The organism is Enterobacter cloacae complex sp. P27C (genome assembly GCF_014895705.1).
In the GTDB taxonomy this organism is placed as follows: domain Bacteria; phylum Pseudomonadota; class Gammaproteobacteria; order Enterobacterales; family Enterobacteriaceae; genus Enterobacter; species Enterobacter bugandensis.
The window spans coordinates 381,902-398,994 of the sequence record NZ_JADBQB010000006.1 but is presented as its reverse complement, the minus strand read 5'-3'; the positions used below and the strand labels follow the sequence as shown (position 1 = coordinate 398,994).

The 17,093-nt window shown below is 55.0% G+C and carries 24 protein-coding genes and 1 other RNA gene; 3 read left to right on the top strand and 22 right to left on the bottom strand.

From position 1 onward, the window contains the following. The first annotated feature begins 155 nt into the window (after positions 1-155). Positions 156-638, top strand: coding sequence for an SsrA-binding protein SmpB (gene smpB, locus IM291_RS15195; RefSeq protein WP_024908331.1), 483 nt, complete (start codon positions 156-158; stop codon positions 636-638). Between the two features lie 89 nt (positions 639-727). Continuing rightward, positions 728-1,091, top strand: a transfer-messenger RNA (tmRNA) gene (ssrA, locus tag IM291_RS15190). A 115-nt stretch (positions 1,092-1,206) separates the two neighbouring features. Here the strand turns inward: ssrA and IM291_RS15185 are convergent. The 14 genes from IM291_RS15185 to IM291_RS15120 form a co-directional block, all read right to left on the bottom strand. Then, positions 1,207-1,425 (bottom strand): ogr/Delta-like zinc finger family protein, encoded by a 219-nt coding sequence (locus tag IM291_RS15185; protein WP_045334934.1) that lies wholly within the window; start codon positions 1,423-1,425, stop codon positions 1,207-1,209. Between the two features lie 68 nt (positions 1,426-1,493). Continuing rightward, positions 1,494-2,594, bottom strand: a complete 1,101-nt coding sequence (locus IM291_RS15180; RefSeq protein WP_192987222.1) for a phage late control D family protein — start codon at positions 2,592-2,594, stop codon at positions 1,494-1,496. Continuing rightward, positions 2,591-3,076, bottom strand: a complete 486-nt coding sequence (locus IM291_RS15175; protein ID WP_192987220.1) for a phage tail protein — start codon at positions 3,074-3,076, stop codon at positions 2,591-2,593. Before IM291_RS15175 ends, IM291_RS15180 begins: the two co-directional genes overlap by 4 nt. Beyond that, entirely contained in the window at positions 3,076-6,519 is a 3,444-nt protein-coding gene (locus tag IM291_RS15170) for a phage tail tape measure protein (RefSeq protein WP_192987219.1), read from the bottom strand. Before IM291_RS15170 ends, IM291_RS15175 begins: the two co-directional genes overlap by 1 nt. Further along, positions 6,512-6,631 (bottom strand): GpE family phage tail protein, encoded by a 120-nt coding sequence (locus tag IM291_RS15165; protein WP_007848878.1) that lies wholly within the window; start codon positions 6,629-6,631, stop codon positions 6,512-6,514. Before IM291_RS15165 ends, IM291_RS15170 begins: the two co-directional genes overlap by 8 nt. Positions 6,632-6,645: 14 nt before the next feature. Beyond that, on the bottom strand, positions 6,646-6,948 hold the full coding sequence (locus IM291_RS15160; RefSeq protein ID WP_076728903.1) for a phage tail assembly protein: 303 nt from the start codon (positions 6,946-6,948) through the stop codon (positions 6,646-6,648). Positions 6,949-7,002: 54 nt separating this feature from the next. Next, a complete protein-coding gene (locus IM291_RS15155; protein ID WP_007848874.1) occupies positions 7,003-7,518 on the bottom strand; it encodes a phage major tail tube protein in 516 nt (171 codons plus the stop codon). A gap of 9 nt (positions 7,519-7,527) precedes the next feature. Next, positions 7,528-8,700 (bottom strand): phage tail sheath protein, encoded by a 1,173-nt coding sequence (locus IM291_RS15150; RefSeq protein ID WP_192987217.1) that lies wholly within the window; start codon positions 8,698-8,700, stop codon positions 7,528-7,530. 133 nt (positions 8,701-8,833) lie between these two features. Then, a complete protein-coding gene (locus tag IM291_RS15145) occupies positions 8,834-9,430 on the bottom strand; it encodes a tail fiber assembly protein (RefSeq protein WP_192987216.1) in 597 nt (198 codons plus the stop codon). Next, on the bottom strand, positions 9,430-10,692 hold the full coding sequence (locus IM291_RS15140) for a phage tail protein (RefSeq protein ID WP_163330154.1): 1,263 nt from the start codon (positions 10,690-10,692) through the stop codon (positions 9,430-9,432). The genes IM291_RS15145 and IM291_RS15140 overlap by 1 nt, the downstream gene beginning before the upstream one ends. Continuing rightward, positions 10,689-11,294, bottom strand: coding sequence for a phage tail protein I (locus IM291_RS15135; protein ID WP_192987213.1), 606 nt, complete (start codon positions 11,292-11,294; stop codon positions 10,689-10,691). Before IM291_RS15135 ends, IM291_RS15140 begins: the two co-directional genes overlap by 4 nt. Beyond that, complete coding sequence (locus IM291_RS15130; RefSeq protein ID WP_192987211.1) at positions 11,287-12,195, bottom strand: baseplate assembly protein; 909 nt, start codon at positions 12,193-12,195, stop codon at positions 11,287-11,289. The genes IM291_RS15135 and IM291_RS15130 overlap by 8 nt, the downstream gene beginning before the upstream one ends. Continuing rightward, positions 12,182-12,541: a GPW/gp25 family protein gene (locus IM291_RS15125; protein WP_033487477.1), complete on the bottom strand. Its 360-nt coding sequence runs from the start codon at positions 12,539-12,541 to the stop codon at positions 12,182-12,184. The genes IM291_RS15130 and IM291_RS15125 overlap by 14 nt, the downstream gene beginning before the upstream one ends. After that, the gene (locus tag IM291_RS15120) at positions 12,538-13,116 is read right to left on the bottom strand and encodes a phage baseplate assembly protein V (RefSeq protein WP_192987209.1); all 579 of its coding nucleotides are present in this window, start codon (positions 13,114-13,116) and stop codon (positions 12,538-12,540) included. Before IM291_RS15120 ends, IM291_RS15125 begins: the two co-directional genes overlap by 4 nt. A gap of 100 nt (positions 13,117-13,216) precedes the next feature. Between IM291_RS15120 and IM291_RS15115 the strand changes: the two genes are divergently transcribed. Next, positions 13,217-14,182, top strand: a complete 966-nt coding sequence (locus tag IM291_RS15115) for a hypothetical protein (RefSeq protein WP_192987207.1) — start codon at positions 13,217-13,219, stop codon at positions 14,180-14,182. Positions 14,183-14,221: 39 nt separating this feature from the next. Here IM291_RS15115 and IM291_RS15110 read toward each other — a convergent pair whose 3' ends face one another. Genes IM291_RS15110 through IM291_RS15080 form a run of 8 tightly spaced genes read right to left on the bottom strand, consistent with a single transcriptional unit; the run spans position 14,222 to position 16,998 of the window. Then, positions 14,222-14,668 carry a phage virion morphogenesis protein gene (locus IM291_RS15110; RefSeq protein WP_192987205.1) on the bottom strand — a complete coding sequence of 149 codons (447 nt, stop codon included), beginning with the start codon at positions 14,666-14,668 and terminating at the stop codon, positions 14,222-14,224. Beyond that, positions 14,661-15,092, bottom strand: a complete 432-nt coding sequence (locus tag IM291_RS15105) for a phage tail protein (RefSeq protein ID WP_192987203.1) — start codon at positions 15,090-15,092, stop codon at positions 14,661-14,663. Before IM291_RS15105 ends, IM291_RS15110 begins: the two co-directional genes overlap by 8 nt. Next, a complete protein-coding gene (lysC, locus tag IM291_RS21985; RefSeq protein WP_223563535.1) occupies positions 15,055-15,303 on the bottom strand; it encodes an Rz1-like lysis system protein LysC in 249 nt (82 codons plus the stop codon). Before lysC ends, IM291_RS15105 begins: the two co-directional genes overlap by 38 nt. Further along, entirely contained in the window at positions 15,188-15,616 is a 429-nt protein-coding gene (gene lysB, locus IM291_RS15100; RefSeq protein WP_029463810.1) for an Rz-like lysis system protein LysB, read from the bottom strand. The genes lysC and lysB overlap by 116 nt, the downstream gene beginning before the upstream one ends. Then, complete coding sequence (locus IM291_RS15095; protein ID WP_192987201.1) at positions 15,613-16,128, bottom strand: lysozyme; 516 nt, start codon at positions 16,126-16,128, stop codon at positions 15,613-15,615. Before IM291_RS15095 ends, lysB begins: the two co-directional genes overlap by 4 nt. Next, positions 16,109-16,324 carry a hypothetical protein gene (locus IM291_RS15090; protein WP_014884902.1) on the bottom strand — a complete coding sequence of 72 codons (216 nt, stop codon included), beginning with the start codon at positions 16,322-16,324 and terminating at the stop codon, positions 16,109-16,111. The genes IM291_RS15095 and IM291_RS15090 overlap by 20 nt, the downstream gene beginning before the upstream one ends. 3 nt (positions 16,325-16,327) lie before the next feature. Further along, positions 16,328-16,531: a tail protein X gene (locus tag IM291_RS15085; protein WP_000868184.1), complete on the bottom strand. Its 204-nt coding sequence runs from the start codon at positions 16,529-16,531 to the stop codon at positions 16,328-16,330. Further along, on the bottom strand, positions 16,531-16,998 hold the full coding sequence (locus IM291_RS15080; protein WP_014884903.1) for a head completion/stabilization protein: 468 nt from the start codon (positions 16,996-16,998) through the stop codon (positions 16,531-16,533). Before IM291_RS15080 ends, IM291_RS15085 begins: the two co-directional genes overlap by 1 nt. Positions 16,999-17,093: the final 95 nt, after the last annotated feature.

The window sequence follows — 17,093 nt, the reverse complement described above, 5'->3', positions numbered from 1 at the left end:
GCATTTTCCATGGTCACACAACGGACAAATAATAACATTTATCACCTGTTAAAAAAACGCTAAGCCTCATCTCGTGCTAAGATAGCGCGTTAGACCTCACAGGACGCAATGAGGTGACTTTTTGAAATCAGATTACCGACGGCTTTACGACACTTATGACGAAGAAAAAAGCACATAAACCAGGCTCGGCGACCATTGCGCTCAACAAGCGTGCTCGCCACGAGTATTTCATTGAAGAAGAATTCGAAGCTGGCCTTGCGTTGCAGGGCTGGGAAGTAAAATCGCTGCGCGCCGGGAAAGCCAACATCGGCGACAGCTACGTGATCCTTAAAGATGGCGAAGCCTTCCTGTTCGGCGCGAACTTTACGCCGCTGACCGTCGCCTCGTCGCACTACGTATGTGACCCAACGCGCACCCGTAAGCTGCTGCTGAACAAGCGTGAGCTGGAATCCCTCTACGGACGCATCAACCGTGAAGGTTTCACCGTGGTCGCCCTGTCACTGTACTGGAAAAATGCCTGGTGCAAAGTGAAAATTGGCGTCGCGAAAGGTAAAAAACAGCACGACAAACGTACTGACCTGAAAGAACGCGAGTGGCAGTTGGATAAAGCGCGCATTATGAAAAACGCAGGACGTTGATTCTGCACACTTATTGTACTATTCAATAAGTTAGCGTTCCGGGCTGGTATCCAGGAAGTGAAATCTGGTATACTTAGTTCAACACTATTGGGGCTGATTCTGGATTCGACGGGATTTGCGAAACCCAAGGTGCATGCCGAGGGGCGGTTTGCCTCGTTAAAAGCCGCAAAAAAATAGTCGCAAACGACGAAAACTACGCTTTAGCAGCTTAATAACCTGCTCTGAGCCCTCTCTCCCTAGCTTCCGCTCTTAAGACGGGGATCAAAGAGAGGTCAAACCCAAAAGAGATCGCGTGGAAGCCCTGCCTGGGGTTGAAGCGTTAAAACTAATCAGGCTAGTTCGTTAGTGGCGTGTCTGTCCGCAGCTGGCGTGCGAATGTAAAGACAAACTAAGCATGTAGTACCGAGGATGTAGAAATTTCGGACGCGGGTTCAACTCCCGCCAGCTCCACCAAATAAAACAAGGGGTTACGTGAAAACGTAGCCCCTTTTTCTATTCCAATGGCGGCAAAATGGCGACAGGCTTTTGGACTGGCGACAAAAAAACCCGCTTTGAAAGCGGGTTCTTTTTAAAAATTCATGTGCCCTTGCCCATCTTTTCCCGGATGTGGGGGCGCAGAAGAAATCACATTAGGCTTTATGATATGCCTAACAAATGTTTCGTGCGTGACAAAAGTACAACCGCAGTTGATATTTTGGCACTGGTTGTAACGTTCTTTGGTTGTTGCTGATACCTGAAAACTGCTTCTTGTATGTGCTGCCTGGCCGCACTCTGGACAATTCATCATTCCGGTTATCCCACCACTTTTGCCAAAATCACAATAATGATACATCATTATTCAATTTTGAGAACCCATTACTCCATTTCAAGATCATCAATCTTAACTTCAAGCTCCAGAGTCGTAGTGAAACCATTATCTGCACTGACACTATGCGTCAGGGTGGTAATGGTCCATTCGGCATCATCAATGGGCTGTTTAAAGCCGCTCACCTTCACCGGCATTTCGGTATACAGATCAGCCCTTCCCTCTGCGAGCTGCAGGGAGAATGTTGCTACCCCGCGTTGCAGGCGCTCCCACTGCATCTTTGCCGCTCGCTCTGCATTGCTGCGGTTTGCATAAGTTCTGTTGAGTACCAGCACGTTTTCATCCGTCCCAACCAGGTAATCTCCCTGTTTTGCTTCTGGCTCCTTTGCCGCGGTGGTTTTCTTTCGACGGCGCTTAACCTTTGCTGTCTCTTTTTTCTTTGGCTCACGGGTATGGAGCCAGCTGGCAATTACCCCCGTATAGGCATCGCGATCGGCCAGGGTAAAACGATGACCGTCACCAGCCTGGCGGGTGATGGTGATAACCGGCAGCGGCTTACCGCTTGCCGTTCTGCCCTGCCCCTGGCGGATAAACAACAGATTGCCGTCCTTAACTGAGGCTATCGCCCCATACTGTCGCGCCAGCTTCATCAGGAAACTCGCATCGCTCTCGTTGGTCTGGTCAAGATGTTCCACAGGCTTGTCCATCAGGTCCTTTCCCAGCGCCATCTTTAATTTATGCCTGCCCGCGATTTCCTTCACAACATCGCCCACCGTTGTCTGGTGCCAGGACTTTTCACGCCGCGTATTCAGGGTTTCACGGAAATCTGCACTACGCGCGCGGATTGTGAGACGGTCAGGCGCGCCGCTGTGCTCAATCTCATCGACAGTAAACCCCCCTTTCGGAAAAAGCGGCTGACCTTTCCACCCCAGCGCAAACTGAATAATGGCCCCCCGACGCGGTAGAACGATTTGCCCGTCCGAGTCGTCCAGTTCCAGATCAAGCTGGTCCGCTTCAAAGCCCCGGTTATCCGTCAGCGTCAGACTCATCAGGCGCGCATCCAGCACGGTAGTCACATCTTTACCTTCAATGGTGATGCTGAAACCGGGGGTTATGCTGTTCAGGTTCAGGAGATCAGAGCTGAAATTCACTGCAGTAACCCCCCAACCGTATTTTTCATATTGCCTATCGCAGAGGTGGCGGAGTCCTGCAAATTACTGAGCTGATCGCTGAGGCTGCCAAACATATCAGACAGCGATTCATTCACCCGTTTCAGGCTCAGCAAAAATTCGATGCGCCGGGGCATACCGCTCTCAAAAAATTCTGTTTTTGTCTGGCTCAGACTCTCGATCACAAACATGCCGTAAATCGTCCCGCTCCCCTCAATCAAGGGCCAGGCTTTCCCCAGCTCCGCCATCTGCTCCAGCGCCAGCAAAGACAACCTGCCGCCGGTAATCTCCGGCAGCAGAACGCCGGACAGCGTAAGCGAATCGTTATCCGGCCCAAGAAACTGCGTTGTCGGGCGCCGGTTTACCCGGCTGTTAGCTGCGTGCCGCCAGCTGCGCTGATACTGCAGCTCCTGATAGGGTACGGTTCGCAGCATGAATACGTACAACCCCAGCACCATCATCATTATTCGTAACCCCCTCGATCACTGAAATTACTGCGTGTTTTTGCCCTGGCCCTGCGCTCTCGCTCATCAAGCTGCCGGGCCACCTCTCGGGCGATATCCTGCGCGCTTTGCCCTGGCTGGGCGACAATATGAATTGGCGCGCTTATCTCGTACTTAATGACCTGCGGCGGTCTTTCTGCCTTCGCCGACGGCGTCGGTTGCGTCCTGACAGGTACACTGTACGGATGAATTGGCGCGGCTTCTGCCGAGGCAGCCGCCAGGCCCATTACGCCTGCGACCACGGAAGCGAACACCTTCTGGCGCATAGCCATCGGGTCAGCCCTGTTATCCGTGATTTCCGTAATGGCCGGTGCTGGCATGACAGCCGCAGCGATATCAGCCAGCTCCGCAGCACGATCCCGACCAGGACGATTTACCGGGGCGTTAACAATCTCAGGCGGCAGCATCAACCTGCTTTCAGGCCGTTGCTCCGGGCTGGCTGTTACATCACGAACCGGGCTTACCGTTGCCGCCAGTTTCACCAGCTCAGTAGTACGATTGATTACCGGAAGATTTGCCGGACCGTTCACACTATCAGGCGGCAGAACTATCGCGCGTTCAGGATATTGTTTAGCGCTGGCCGGTTCCGTCCGGGAAGGATTGAGCGTTGCCGCCACCCTCGCCAGATCAGCAGTCCGTTTCCTGCCGGTGACATTGGCGGGCCCGTTTACGATCTCTGGGCCATTCTCACCCACGATGCCGAACTGGCCGCGCGGAATGGTACCGCCGCTGTCGTACATGCCAGCAAAACCCATCGGCGGGAATCCGCCAGGCGGCAGCACCACTTTACCGTCTGTGTTTACCGTGGCTGGTTGCTGCCGCGTGACCTGCTCAGGAAGCTTCGCTTTGGCCGCTTCCTTGCTGACAATGCCAAGTTTTTCAAGCAGCCAGGACACGCCCGATTTAAGCGAATCCAGCGGGTGCATGACCATGTTCAGCCCTGCCGCCAGCGCCTCCCCAAACTGCCGCCCCATCGACGCCGCGCTTTGCAGCTCTGCAGAGGTGGATTTAACCGGCGTCAGCAGATCAGTAAACCAGCCCCACAATGCCTGGACCTTGTCACCTATCCACTGGAAAACAGGCTGCAGTGGCTCAAACGCCGCACTGACAGGCGCAGCTGCAGCTTTGAATCCTTCAACCACTCCGCCTAAAAATGCGCTTATCGGCTGCCAGTATTTCCAGACAACCAGCGCCACGCCAGCCAGCGCCGCCACAACGAGCCCTATCGGACTAAGCAGGGCGCCCAGCAATCCAGAAATCCCGTACAGCGCAACGCGAAGGAGGGCCAGCGGGCCGGACGCCAGAAAACGCAGCACGCCACCCGCTGCGGATAACCCCCCGCGCAGCGCGGCCAGCGGATTCATTACCATGCCGATAATGTAGCGAATACCAGACATTCCGCCGCGAAGGACAGCAAGCGGCGCACCGGCCAGCGCTTTCAGCGCATTGCCAGCCAGCCCGGCAGAACGGCGCAGGGCGTTAAGGGGAGACACCAGCAATCCGGCGCTGCTGCCGGATGCAGCCAGGCCACGGCGCAACAGGGAAAGCGGCGCATTTGCCAGCCAGGACAGCGCGCCGCCGGTGCGGGTCACTGCAGACATAACGGAGGGGAGTGTTTTTACACCCAGCACGGACAGGCCAAAACGGATCACCGCCAGCGGCCCCAGCACGGCAGCCACGGCCACCGCCAGCGTGCCGAGCACAACGGTGATCGCAGCTGTGGCTGCAGCCACTTTCATCAGCGTGCCCGCCAGCTGCGGGTTAGCCTCAACCCATCGACGCAGTGCCCCGGTAACGCTTTTGACGTACCCCATGATATCCATCAGCGGCTGGCGTAGGGTTTCACCCAGGCTACTGAAAGCGTTCTGCGCGCCCGTTTTAACAAGCAACCACTGCGCGGAAAGTGAATCCTTATTGATATCGGATTCTTTCTGCATGGAGCCGTTAGCCTCAGTGCCTGAGGTGAGTTTCAGCTGTCGCTGCAGCTCCGGCAGGTTGTTTGCAAGCTTCGCCGCATCGTCGCCAAACTCCTTACCAAATATCATCGTCATGGCGGACAGGCGTTTATCCTGCGGCAGCTTGTTGACCTTTTCCAGCACGCGCTGAATGGTCCCCATTGCGTCCTTTGTCATCTGCTTTTCAATCTCTTCTGGATTGAGTTTCAGCAGATCCATACCTTCCATGAACCGCTTGCTCTGCATGGTCGCAATCGACAGTTCGCGCACCATCGCATTTGATGCGCTGGCGGCAATTTCAGGCGCGGCACCCAGAGACAGGAAGGTGGAACCCAGCGCGGCCGCCTTGCGGAAATCAAGCCGGTCGGCCACACCCCCCATGCGCTGCAGCACATTGATGATATCGCCGCCCTTAGCCATGGCGTTATCGTCCAGGTAGTTCAGGGCATCGCCCAGCTGTTCAATATTACGGGTCGGCACTTTATACAGCTGCGCGATTTTCCCCAGCCCCTCCGCCAGCTCATCAGAGGGCAGCTCGAATGCCGTTGCGGCCTTTGCTGCAGTGGATGCAAAGGCCAGCAGGTCACGCTTCTGGTCTTCGTAAGAATCGTTCTGGTTTGTCACGCCCATGCGGGCGCCACCTTCAACCAGCGCGGCATAGTCGATGGCGCCATTCTCCATCGGCAGCTGTTCACTGGCAGCCTTGATGGCATCCTGCATATCGTAAAACTGTTTTGTGCGATTGCCGTTGTCGTCCCGCAGCCCGTTGACCTGCTTTGCAACGCCTTTCATCGCATCTTCCATGCTGGCATAGCTTTTAACGGCTGCCATCACCGGCGCGCCCATCGCCAGCCCGGCGGCAGTAGTTGTTGCTCCGGCGCCCGCGATACGATCCCGCACCTCAAGGCGCCGCGAATACTGATCGCGTACGGCGTTCATACGGGCCTGCTGCTCGCCCAGGCGCTTAAGGGATTTCTGCTGTCGGTCCATCGCCTGCCGGGTTTCGTCGGCATTCTGCCGCAGCTCCCGCTGCGCACTGCTCAGCTTTTTGGTGTCCAGCCCGGCCTCATTGAGCGCAAGACGCTGACGCTGCACCGACTGACGCAGGCCGTTGTATTTGCTCTGCAGCTCGTTAACGCGGTTTTTTGCCTGCTCCAGCAGACGCGCCTGCGCCGCCGTCGGCCGGTTTGTGGCCGAGAACTGCGTGGCAAGTTTCGCCGCTTCTTCGCGTGCGGCCTTAAGACTGTTGCCGGTGACGGCCAGCTGCGCGCTTGCCTTGCGGAAACCGTCAATACGGCCCGCCCGGGCGTCCAGTTCTTTTAATCTTGCGCGGCTTTGCTGAATGGCGGTAGCCAGCTCTTTAGAACTGGCCTGCGCTGATCGGAATGGGCGGGTGAGCTTATCAACCGCATTTAGAATTACCTGCAAACGCAGGTTAGTGTCACTCATCGCTGGCCCCGCTTCTCTGAATAGCTTTATGCCGCCACTCCAGCACTTCGGTCAGCGGCATAACGTCAGTGACGGACGGCGGCCAGTGAAAAATGGTGGCGATATCAGCCACCAGGTCTTCTACCGTCAGGCTGTCGGCAAACCGGCAAGCACCGATTTCCTCAACAAAAAAGTGACCACCTCAACCGACAGCGCGGTGAGATCGGCGGGGTCCATTTCAGCCATTTCCTGAGCGGTCAGCGCGGGCGTGGAGATGCGGGGAATAATCGTCATCATCGCGCCGACGTCCATATCCATGATCGCCTGCAGACGGGTGCCACGCAGCGCGCCGGACTGCGGCTTGCGCAGCACAATTTCGGCAATTTCGGTTTTACCGCGTTTGATTGGGGTGTCCAGCTGTACGGTTTTTTCAGTCTGTTGTTCGCTCATTGTCATTTCCTGTTAATAAAGTACTGGCGCGGCTGCCCGCGCCTTTAAAGTAGATCAGAGGCCCAGGGCGTTGCGGTGTTCTTCCATCAGGTCCACGCCATCAACGATTTCAATCATGTTGATCACATCAACCTCATAGAGCACCTCGCCGTTAATGGTCAGCTTCGCGTAGCTGTTGGTGCTGCTGACTTTTGTGGTGTTGCTCTCGCCGGTTTTCCATTCGCCGGAATCGACTTCTTTATGTCGCCCGCGCACAACCAGCTCAACGGCCTGCACTTCGCCGGTATCGTCACGCTGAATAGAGCCGGTGAAACGCAGCTGGATGCCGTCAACGGTGGCTTTACCCATCTGCTTGAATAACAGCAGTTCGGTGCCACCGATTGAAAATTCCGTGTCCAGCGCGCCATCATCCAGCCCCAGATCAACATCCGCCGAACCGGGCATACCGCCGCCGCGATACTTTTCAAACTTGCGGCCGAATTTTGGCAGGGTCAGAGACTCAACGATCCCCTGATAGTTATTCCCGTCGTTAAACAGGTTCAGGTGTTTTAACTTGCGTGGTAAAGCCATATTGTCCCCTTACGCGCTGACCTGGCTGGAGAAATCCAGCAGATACTGATCGGTGATGCGCTGGCGCAGCATCAGGTTTTCCAGAGGCGGTACCGGCGTATAGTCGTAATCGATAGTGAGTTTCCCGGCTTTCAGGGAATCTTTATCGTTTACGGACTCATCCAGCCAGCAGTCGGCGCCGATGATGTAGCCCTGCGTTTTCAGGTTGCGCAGTTTGGCGCGAATACCTTCGATAATGTCGCGGGCCAGCGACGGGTTAAGCACGCCATCCACCGTCCACATGTGCGCTTCGGCGATTGTGTCAGCCAGTACCTGCGCGGTGCGGGTGTAGTTTTCAAAGGCAAATAGAGGATCGTCACTGAGGCAGCGGGAGCCCCAGAAGCGGAAACCGTCTTTGCGGATCAGCGTGGTGACATCGTTCTGGTTCAGCAGCCCCGCATCGGTTGCAGGGTCCTGCAAATCCCAGAACACATCAGCAGAAATGCCGGTGACGCCATTCACGCCCACGTTGGACAGCGATTTGTGCCAGCCGGTCTGCTCGTCAATTTTGGCACGCAGGCCAAGCGCGCGGGCTGAGGCGTAAGCCGTCGCGTCTGCATTCAGCACGGTGTCAAAACTGATGAAATCAGGCCAGATAAGCATCCCCTCGCGCTGGCTGAAATTAGCGCGATAGGCAATAGCCTCCTCCACCGTTTTGCAGCCGTAGGCGGACAGATAAGCAAACCCGCGCAGACTCTGCGCCACGCTCAACAGCTCAGTAGCTACCGCCTGCGTATCGTGCCCTGGCACACCCAGAATGCGCGGCTTAACGCCGAGCTGGGACTGCGCAGATAACAGCGCTTTAATGCCTGTTTTTTTACCGTCGGCTGTCACACCGCCAATAATGTTAGAGGTTGTCTCCGCTTCGGTTTCACCCTGTGCAACGCGCACAACTACGGTCACGGGTTTAGCCTGGTCGGCAATTGCATCCAGCGAGCGGGCCAACGTGCCAGATTCGCCTGCTTTACCGCTGGCGGTCAGCACGTCGGTCAGCAGAACAGGCTTATTGAGGGGAAACATGGACGCATCAGCATCATCGCCGGTGCAGACCATGCCCACGATGGCGGTGCTCACCGTGGTGATAGGTCGGGTGCCCTCGTTGATTTCAACAACGCGCACCCCGTGGTGGTAATCCTGAGCCATATGGCAGTCTCTCCGGTTTACAGGGGGTGTGCCTATGTTCTGGTTGATATGCACGCGGCGCACGCGCCAGGCTATGTATAGGGAATGACACAATGGAAGGGGTAAAAAAATCCCCGCAGTTGCGGGGATGGGATTAATCTTCGGGAGGTTCAGGCCAGTTAATATCGGGGGCCTGCGATGTATCCACGCGCGTCAGCAATACGCGGTATTTTCGCCAGGCATCATAGCGGCTCTTTTCTTCATCTGTTGCCATATCTAGATCAACAGCATCCTGCAGGGGTTCGATTTTGGCAGCGGCGCTTTTAATGAGTTCTGCTTTTGTTGCTGTAGCTTCGGCAATTACTGCAGCTGCTTTCGCCGCCTCATCTGTTACCCATCGCTCACCGTTCCACTTATCATATGGTGTCGATGGCGGGTATATAGTGGTATCAGCAGGATAATCGCCCGGCACGGTAATTTGCTGCTCCGCCCCGGTTCTGATATTCCAGACGGTTTCACCGCGATGATCCGCCAGATACTCCCATCCGGTCAGTTGACTGTTCCGGCAGACAACATAACCTTTTTTTGCTGCCAGTGGCTTGTCCGTACACGCATTTGCAGGAATGCTGACGCCCACCGGAATAAACTCCGTTGTTTGTGAGAAATAAACCCGCGTCAGACTGTCATAATTAAACACAACAACCTCACCAGCCACGACGGCAAATCCATTTTCTATAACTGCGCTTTGCATTATGCGGCCCTCACGATGTAGTTAAATGCCACGTTGCATGGCGCGGTTTCGTTCTGGCCCTCATCGGATAAATACACGCCACTGCTCCCCGAATAAGCAAAATAAACGGTCGCTGAACTCTTACGATAAGATTCATGAACAGCAGGAGTTTCGCCCCCGTCACCATTACCAAACAATAACGCGTGTGTGTGCTTCCTCAACTTATCAGCAGCATACGATAGAATAGCGCGGCCACTATCCAGCCCCCGCCCATCGTCCCAGCCGCGAATAAACACGCCGCGCAAATCAGGAAGTTTTAGCCCCGGATACGCCTGTGCCAGCTTCGGATACTGCGCAGCAGTAAAGGCTGCACCATTGCACTTCAGCCAGCCAGCGGGAGCTGTAGTAAGAGGCCATGGAACAGGCACACCAACTGGCAAAGCGGAGCCTGCCCCCAGACCAAGGTTATTCAGAAACGCGGAAATATCTGCAATATCTGCGCCATTAGCTGATTTATCCATTTTCCCGGCAAGCGCATTGGTCATGGTGGTGGCAAAGTTCGGATCGTTGCCTAGTGCTTTAGCCAGTTCGTTCAGCGTATCCAGCGCGCCAGGCGATGAGTCCACCAGTGCCGCAATCGCTACCTGCACAAAGGCCGTGGTTGCAAGCTGCGTGGAATTATTGCCTGCCTCAGCCGTCGGCGCTTTTGGCGTGCCGGTGAATGTCGGACTGGCTTTCGGCGCATACTGCGTATGGGGATCGCTGGCGGCGGTATGCTTTGCCATCAAATCATCCACATACACCTTCAACTCCAGCACCTTGTCATCCACGTATTTGCGGGTTGCCAGCACCACTGCGGGGTCAATTTTCAGGGTGATATTATCGGTACTGCTGGTAATCAGCACCATGCGCACGGTCTGCGTGCGTCCGCTCCCCTCCGCCAGCTGCGGCTTGTAGCTCTCAGGGCAATTGCCGACGGCAATCAGCGCGCCGGTTTCATCGAACAGACCGACCTCACGAATCCACCAACCGCCCTCAGTTTCGGGGATCACCTGCTCAGCAATAATCTGGCTGCTGTTCTGCGGATCGATATACAGCATATTCAATGCCGCACGGCGCTTTTCAGCAACCAGCGCTGTCTGCTGCGCGCTGGGCGTTGGTAACACGCCGCCACCGTCGCCCACCGCCATCTGGGTAATTTTCAACGGCACACCGAGCGCGGCGGCGCTTGCCAGTTTCGCCGCGCCGATATCCGTCAGCAGGGTATAAAATTTTGCGCTCATGGGTTCACTCTCATTGTGTCAATAACATGGACCGCCCCGCCCTCGTAGGCAGAACCACCGGAAATGATGGTTTCGTTGATATACGGGTAAATCGTGATTTCTTCGCCGCTGTAAGTGGCAGCCCCCACAAATTTGGGTCCGCTCGTCTGCAGATTTATGGACATGCCGATCAGATGCCTGCTGCAGGGTTTGGCGTCACCGATCAGGCGCTCCAGCTCCAGATAGGTTTCCTCTGTTATGCCCTGGTCCTGCACTCCAATATCCAGGCGAAACGTGCCCGGCGCCTCACCGGTCTGCCACCATTCAATGATGCGGATCAGAAAGCCGAACGGCTCCACCACACGCCGCACAGCGCTGGTTGTGCCCTTGTGCTGATGGATATAGAACGCATCCTGCACCACGCGGCGCTTCACGCTCTCCGCCCATCCTTCGTCCCAGCGATCAACCGAAAAGGCCCACGCCAGATACGGCAGAAACTTGACCGGGCATGTTGCCGGGTTCCATAAATCGCGCAGCGGCACCTGCAGATCGGAAATTCCGCTGCAGGTCTGCGCCAGGCGGCGCTCAAGCGGCGATGAACCAGGAGGAAGCAGACTATTCATCCGTCCCCCCGTTGGTTACGCTCCATTCCGTACATGAAGCGGCTTGTGTCTTATCCAGCACCACATCAGCGAGCGGCGAGGCCAGCTCAACACGCTGCACACCTTCAACATGCAGCGCGGCATAAATAGCACTGCGGCGAATATCACGCCCCAGCCTCGTCTGGCTGGCGATATATTTCTGCAGGCTGGCTTTTGCCGCCTCCATCACCGGCTCAGCTTCTGGCCCTGGGTAAAGAAAAATCGTCGCATCCACGCTGTACGGAATAATTTCAGCGCTGCGCACCGTCAGACGGTCAGCAACCGGCCGCACGTTCTCACTGTTAAGCGCCTGTTCAACCACCGCCAGCAGATCCGCCGCTGCCGTTCCGTCGCCCTCACGGCTCAGCACGGTAAGCACCACCTCCGCCGGTGCCGGGCTGGTTGCGCTGGCGTCAGCCACTCGCCCGTCAGCGCTTTTAGCGTGAAACTCGTAGGCCGCCGTCGGCCCCGCAACGGACAGCCCCTCAAATGCAGCAGGAACACGCAGGCGCAGCGCCTCATCACTTTCCATTACCGCTGCGACCGGCGGCACCGCGTCGTTATCCCCAGGTGTAACCGTCAGCCGTTTCACGTTGTAGTTGGCCGCCATCTGATCGAGGTCGCCGCCAATGGCATAAGCCACCATGACCGCCTGCGCGGCCTCGTTAATGCGCTGGCGCAGGAGGATTTCACGATACGCATTTTCCTGCAGGAGCTTGGTTACAGGTTCAGACTCCAGCTCAAGCGTGCGCCTTACCGCGTCCTGCTCGTCTGCCGGATAAAGGGCTACAAACGCAGCTTTCCGTTCGTTTAACAGCGTTTCAAAATCCGGCACATCCACTATCTGCGGGGCGGGCAGCTGGGAAAGGTCAATGACTGCCATTGTCTGCTCCTGTTGATACCGAAAGTGAAACCGGTGCGCCGTTATCACGCTGCCCGGTAAGCTCAACCACCATCGAACCATCAAAACTGCTGTTTATGGTGATGGAATCCAGGGTAAGCCGTGGCTCCCAGCGACTCAGAGCCACATAGACCGCAGACATAACCTGCAGGCGCAGCGCCGGGTTCTGCGGCTGGTCTATCAGTTCAGACAGAAGCGAGCCGTATTCCCGCCGGGCAATGCGGCTCCCCTGTGGAGTCAGCAGAATATCCCGGACCGACTGGCGCAGGTGGTCCGTGTCGGTAATGGTCCTGCCGTTGCCCTGACTCATGCCGATATAAAGCGTCATACCGGTCCTCCCGATGTATCACCGCCGGACTCAACGCCGGTATGACCGTGTTTATCAACTACTATCCCGTTAGAACTCATGGCGCCGCCGCCCTGGGTGACGCCACCATTGATTACCACCTCGCTGTTTATGCGCGTGTTGCTTGCTTCCACCACAAATTCCCCCGTTTTCAGGGTTATGTTATCTGCAGCCTCGATCACCATGGATTTGATACCCCGCACATGCCAGCGGCCGGTCGCGGGTTCATATTCAAACCAGCCACCGTCCGGATATTCCGTTACGCAGCCGTCCACTGAGTCCGACGGCGGCGCGAACTGGTTGGAATAGATCGCAGGTAAGGCAAAAGCGGTTTCCAGATTGCCGCCCATACTCAGCACCACCACCTGCTCATCCGGCGACGGGCACCACCATGTACGGGCACCGCCTGCGCGCAGTGTCAGCCAGTTAATCCAGTTGGTTTCAAGCTCGCCCACCCTCACCCGGCACAGCCAGTTTTCCCGGTCCACTTCGGTTACGGTGCCGGTGCGGATCAGGTTGGTGATAAGGCGCATGATTTCGGTTAGTTGTGCGTTCATGTGTTAAGAGTGGCAACTTACTAATTGCAATGCGAAACAAGCTACTTGTTTCTCGTATGACACAATGAAATACTGAAATCTAAAAAAAGGAGGAAATTCTATGAGCAACTATGTTTTTGAGTGTGCGAGTGGTAAATATGGTTTTTTTAGGATGGACACTACAAATGATAGATATTACATATTAATAAACGCAGGAATATTCGATGACTTTGAACTATTAGAAGGAGTTTTGAGCAATCGTCAGGACTATGAAAATAGGTCACCTGATACTTTAGGTTGGTTAACCAATACTGACCCAACAGAAAGGTTATTGAGCATTATTCTGTGGCATGACTCAATGCAAAACAGAGATATTACAAAATTAATACCTAACACTAACCCAGGTAAGTTTTATAAAAGATCAATTAGAGGGCTTTACTACAACACCAAAAACTGCACCACTGAAATTTACAATCGCAGTGCAAAGCTCGATGAGATAAGGTCCTTCCATAGTATATATAATTTATTAACGAGTCTCTTCGACTTTATTGAACCTGAACAACAAAACCTGACAACATATGGAAATAAAATAAGAGAAGGCTTGATCATTGGCTGCACCGAGGTCGAATACCTTCTCAAGAAAACCTTACTTGATAATAACTACACCAATTCAGCACGAATGACTATGAATGATTACGTTAAAACACTACCTTATTTGAAACTCGAACAGTACTCTGTAAAACTTAAAATGTTCCCTGACCTTGGCTCGTTTCAGCCATTTGCTAACTGGTCACCTACACAACCAACACGAAGTTTAAACTGGTATGATTCATATAATGCCGTAAAACATGACAGAGGTAGTAATAAAAGTCGCGCCACTCTTGAAATGCTCATAAACTCTGTTGCTGCAATTCATATCATTCTGGAAGCTCACTATGGTGAACATTTATTTGACTCACCAATGCGTTCTAATTACGAAAGTATATTTCAAACAGTAACATACCCAACATGGCACTTAAATGAATTACCAATGCCTCTGCTTGGTACCAATCAACCATGGGATGGTGCGTTGCAGATAACGTTTTAATAAAACTTGCTCTTTATAATAGACTTTCTCTGCGCTGGTTCAATAAGTTAGCCAGCGTAAAATAGCATCACTAAGAAGATGCACTTGGTATGAATTTATCCCTAATAGCCGTCTCTCAGCATAATGCACTTTTGGGCCGTTGCGTCTGACTCGATCACGCAGACCATAATGGTGAACACGGGCGATGCGCTGGACTTTCCCATCAAACTGCACGCTGGCAGATTCCGCAGTGGCTGCGGTTTTCAGGTATTTAGTGGTGCGCAATTTGGCGAACATCTGGCGCTTGATGCGCCCCTTTTTACTTCTGGCCGTCACCCGACGCGGCTCAAAGGCGGTGCCGTCCGGATTGCGCTGCAGCCTGATATTTTGCTGTTGCGACCGGCGCAGCTCCTGCGCCAGCTGTCGCATCATACGGTTGCGGGCTACCGGTTCCAGATTCGCCAGCATGGCCGCCAGCCAGTCATCCACCCTCTGCAGGTCATCCACGTTTCACCGTCCACATTTCTTCGGGTACGTCGGGTTCCGACACCGCTTCAACGCTCGATACGGTGCCGTCAGTGTTTACAATCACGCGCTCCGTGAGCTGCAGATTGAGGCTGATATCACACAGATCGTTGCTCAGGATATCGACGTCAAAGGTAAAAAGTTTTTCGCGCAGCTCCGGGTTGTTGATAGCGTCGGGTTGATTGGTCATTAACCAGAGCAGCACGGGCGCCATCACTAAATTCTGGTTGCCGCTAAAGTCTTCAATCACCACGTTCAGGGTGTAGCGATATTCCCATGACATTGAACGGGCGCCGGTTGCGACCAGCGAACCGTTATCAACAAAAAGGTGCAGTTTGTCCGGGTTGTCACGGACATACGCCATCGATTTATTCAGGGCGTTGCGTAAGGACTGCGGCTTGTTCACTGTCTCGCTCCTGACACGCTATGATCGTGTCCACTTTGTCGGCACATACCGCCCAGGCGGCCTCAGTCTCATCTAGCACCTGGTTCAAATCCCCATTACTGCGCGGCGCTGACCTGTCCAGGCGGCATTGCGTCACTTTTGGACAACCACTCACGGTAAGCTGCACCTCCGGCGAGGGCCGGGCGGTCCCGCAGCCGGATAATGTCAGCAGGCAAAGGAGTGTCAGCCCAGCGGCGTAAATCCTCGTTTTCACGTTTTAACTCCTCGATCCGGCGCTGGCGACTCCGCAACAGCGCGGAAGTCTCCTCCGCTGCAGCATAAAGTTGCGTCTGCGCCCGGCTGTTGGTTTCGGTAAGAATGGACAGGCTGATGAGCTGGCTGTTTTTCTTCGCCAGCTCCTGCTTGTTCTTTTTAAGCGCCTCAGCCTGCGTCCCGATGGTGTGATCGGCATTGTTAAGCCGCCATGACTGCCAGCCCAGCAATGCCAGCACCAGTGCCAGGATCACCGCCAGCGCGCGCGTCATGCCCCTGCCCCTTTAAGACACCAGGCAAGCTCACGGGCGCGCCTGTTTTCCAGCCCTTTACTCCTTTGACCATTTACATAAATCCAGCGGGGGAGCTGGTTGCACGCCTGCCACCATTGCTGGCGATTGATGTAAGAAACCATTGTTGACCGGCAGATTGCCCCCGTTCCGACATTGAAACCGATACTTATCAGCGCATCGTAAACATGCTGAGGTGGCTTAACCTGCAGGCAGGCTTCAATCCTTTTTTCCGTCAGCAACACGTTATTAATCAGCCCCTGCGCGGCCTGTCGCTCCGTTATGATTTTGCCCGGCACTACCCCGGACGTATTGCCGATCCCGTCAGTCCAGACCCCGGCGCTGCACTGGTATGGCTGCAGGCGGCACCCTTCGAAATCAGCAATCAGTTTCAGCCCCTCGACGGAGGTATGAAGCGACTGAAAGCCCGGCAGCGTGGCGGCAATCGCCAGCACCGCGCCGACCAGGCAACGCTTAACGATTGAAGGACTCATATTCCCCCCTGGATATTCTGCCGTCCCGCAGCAGCTGGTAGGCTTTCCAGCGTAAATAACAGGTCACCGCTGCAGTAATAATCCCCAGCGCAAGACCGGTGATGGTCGATACATCTTTAAGAGACAAATCGCCGAGCCATGCCAGAAGCAGGGCAACGCAGTAAGTGATAAAGGCGCTGATTCGTTCAAGCGTCATAGTTCAGTCCCATAACTGGACAGTCTGCGCAGTGGTTGACGCCGTAATGTCCGGCAGCTCCACCTGCAGCCCGTGCGGTAAAAAGGGGCCATATTCAGCCAGCCCCGGATTCGCCTGCAGCACCTGTTCAGTGACTCCCTGCGTGCGCCCGTAATGGCGCCAGCAGAGTGCGTCCACCGTGTCATACTGATGCGCACGCACTTTCATCAAATCAGCTCCACCGTCATATGCGGCATATCGCGCAGGCGGGACTCCGCCCAGCGCACATCGCGCCACAGCTCGCCTAAGGTTGTTTCGATATCTTCAGCTTTCTTGCTTCCGTCGCCGGTTGCGTCAAAATCGCGATAGCGCTCAACCAGGTTTGCTTTTGCCCAGCAAAACACCGCACGGCGATACAGCATGAGCCGCTGGCTTTCGCCGTCAATCACATCAGCAGGGACGTCGGCCAGGCTCGCATACCCCTGCGCCCGTTGTTTCTCGCGGAACTCATAAAGATCGGCGTTAACTTCAGCAATCGCTGTCAGCAACGCCAGACGCAGGCGTGGATCGGTGACACTCCCATCCATGCGCATATCACGGCGGAACTCTGAAACCCTGACATCAGGCCAGAAACTGGTGTTTTTAATAACGTCCTGGGTACTTTCCCCGGCCTGTTCCGGCGAAACGAATTGCATATTTCTGGCACTCCCAAATAGTTGGGCGGTGGACGGGGTTTTGACACGGCATAAAGCCTGTCGCCACCCCGTGCCGCCCCGCGCGTTGGCACGAT

Coding starts and splice junctions, on each gene's coding strand:
- IM291_RS15095 (WP_192987201.1), bottom strand. CDS start 16,128: ATGAGTCCTTCAATCGTTAAGCGTTGCCTGGTCGGCGCGGTGCTGGCG.
- IM291_RS15125 (WP_033487477.1), bottom strand. CDS start 12,541: ATGACGCTTTATATCGGCATGAGTCAGGGCAACGGCAGGACCATTACC.
- IM291_RS15135 (WP_192987213.1), bottom strand. CDS start 11,294: ATGAATAGTCTGCTTCCTCCTGGTTCATCGCCGCTTGAGCGCCGCCTG.
- IM291_RS15170 (WP_192987219.1), bottom strand. CDS start 6,519: ATGAGTGACACTAACCTGCGTTTGCAGGTAATTCTAAATGCGGTTGAT.
- IM291_RS15120 (WP_192987209.1), bottom strand. CDS start 13,116: ATGAACGCACAACTAACCGAAATCATGCGCCTTATCACCAACCTGATC.
- IM291_RS15155 (WP_007848874.1), bottom strand. CDS start 7,518: ATGGCTTTACCACGCAAGTTAAAACACCTGAACCTGTTTAACGACGGG.
- lysB (WP_029463810.1), bottom strand. CDS start 15,616: ATGACGCGCGCGCTGGCGGTGATCCTGGCACTGGTGCTGGCATTGCTG.
- smpB (WP_024908331.1), top strand. CDS start 156: ATGACGAAGAAAAAAGCACATAAACCAGGCTCGGCGACCATTGCGCTC.
- IM291_RS15080 (WP_014884903.1), bottom strand. CDS start 16,998: ATGCAATTCGTTTCGCCGGAACAGGCCGGGGAAAGTACCCAGGACGTT.
- IM291_RS15090 (WP_014884902.1), bottom strand. CDS start 16,324: ATGACGCTTGAACGAATCAGCGCCTTTATCACTTACTGCGTTGCCCTG.
- IM291_RS15175 (WP_192987220.1), bottom strand. CDS start 3,076: ATGATGATGGTGCTGGGGTTGTACGTATTCATGCTGCGAACCGTACCC.
- IM291_RS15115 (WP_192987207.1), top strand. CDS start 13,217: ATGAGCAACTATGTTTTTGAGTGTGCGAGTGGTAAATATGGTTTTTTT.
- IM291_RS15085 (WP_000868184.1), bottom strand. CDS start 16,531: ATGAAAGTGCGTGCGCATCAGTATGACACGGTGGACGCACTCTGCTGG.
- IM291_RS15130 (WP_192987211.1), bottom strand. CDS start 12,195: ATGGCAGTCATTGACCTTTCCCAGCTGCCCGCCCCGCAGATAGTGGAT.
- IM291_RS15150 (WP_192987217.1), bottom strand. CDS start 8,700: ATGGCTCAGGATTACCACCACGGGGTGCGCGTTGTTGAAATCAACGAG.
- IM291_RS15145 (WP_192987216.1), bottom strand. CDS start 9,430: ATGCAAAGCGCAGTTATAGAAAATGGATTTGCCGTCGTGGCTGGTGAG.
- IM291_RS15185 (WP_045334934.1), bottom strand. CDS start 1,425: ATGATGAATTGTCCAGAGTGCGGCCAGGCAGCACATACAAGAAGCAGT.
- IM291_RS15140 (WP_163330154.1), bottom strand. CDS start 10,692: ATGAGCGCAAAATTTTATACCCTGCTGACGGATATCGGCGCGGCGAAA.
- IM291_RS15160 (WP_076728903.1), bottom strand. CDS start 6,948: ATGAGCGAACAACAGACTGAAAAAACCGTACAGCTGGACACCCCAATC.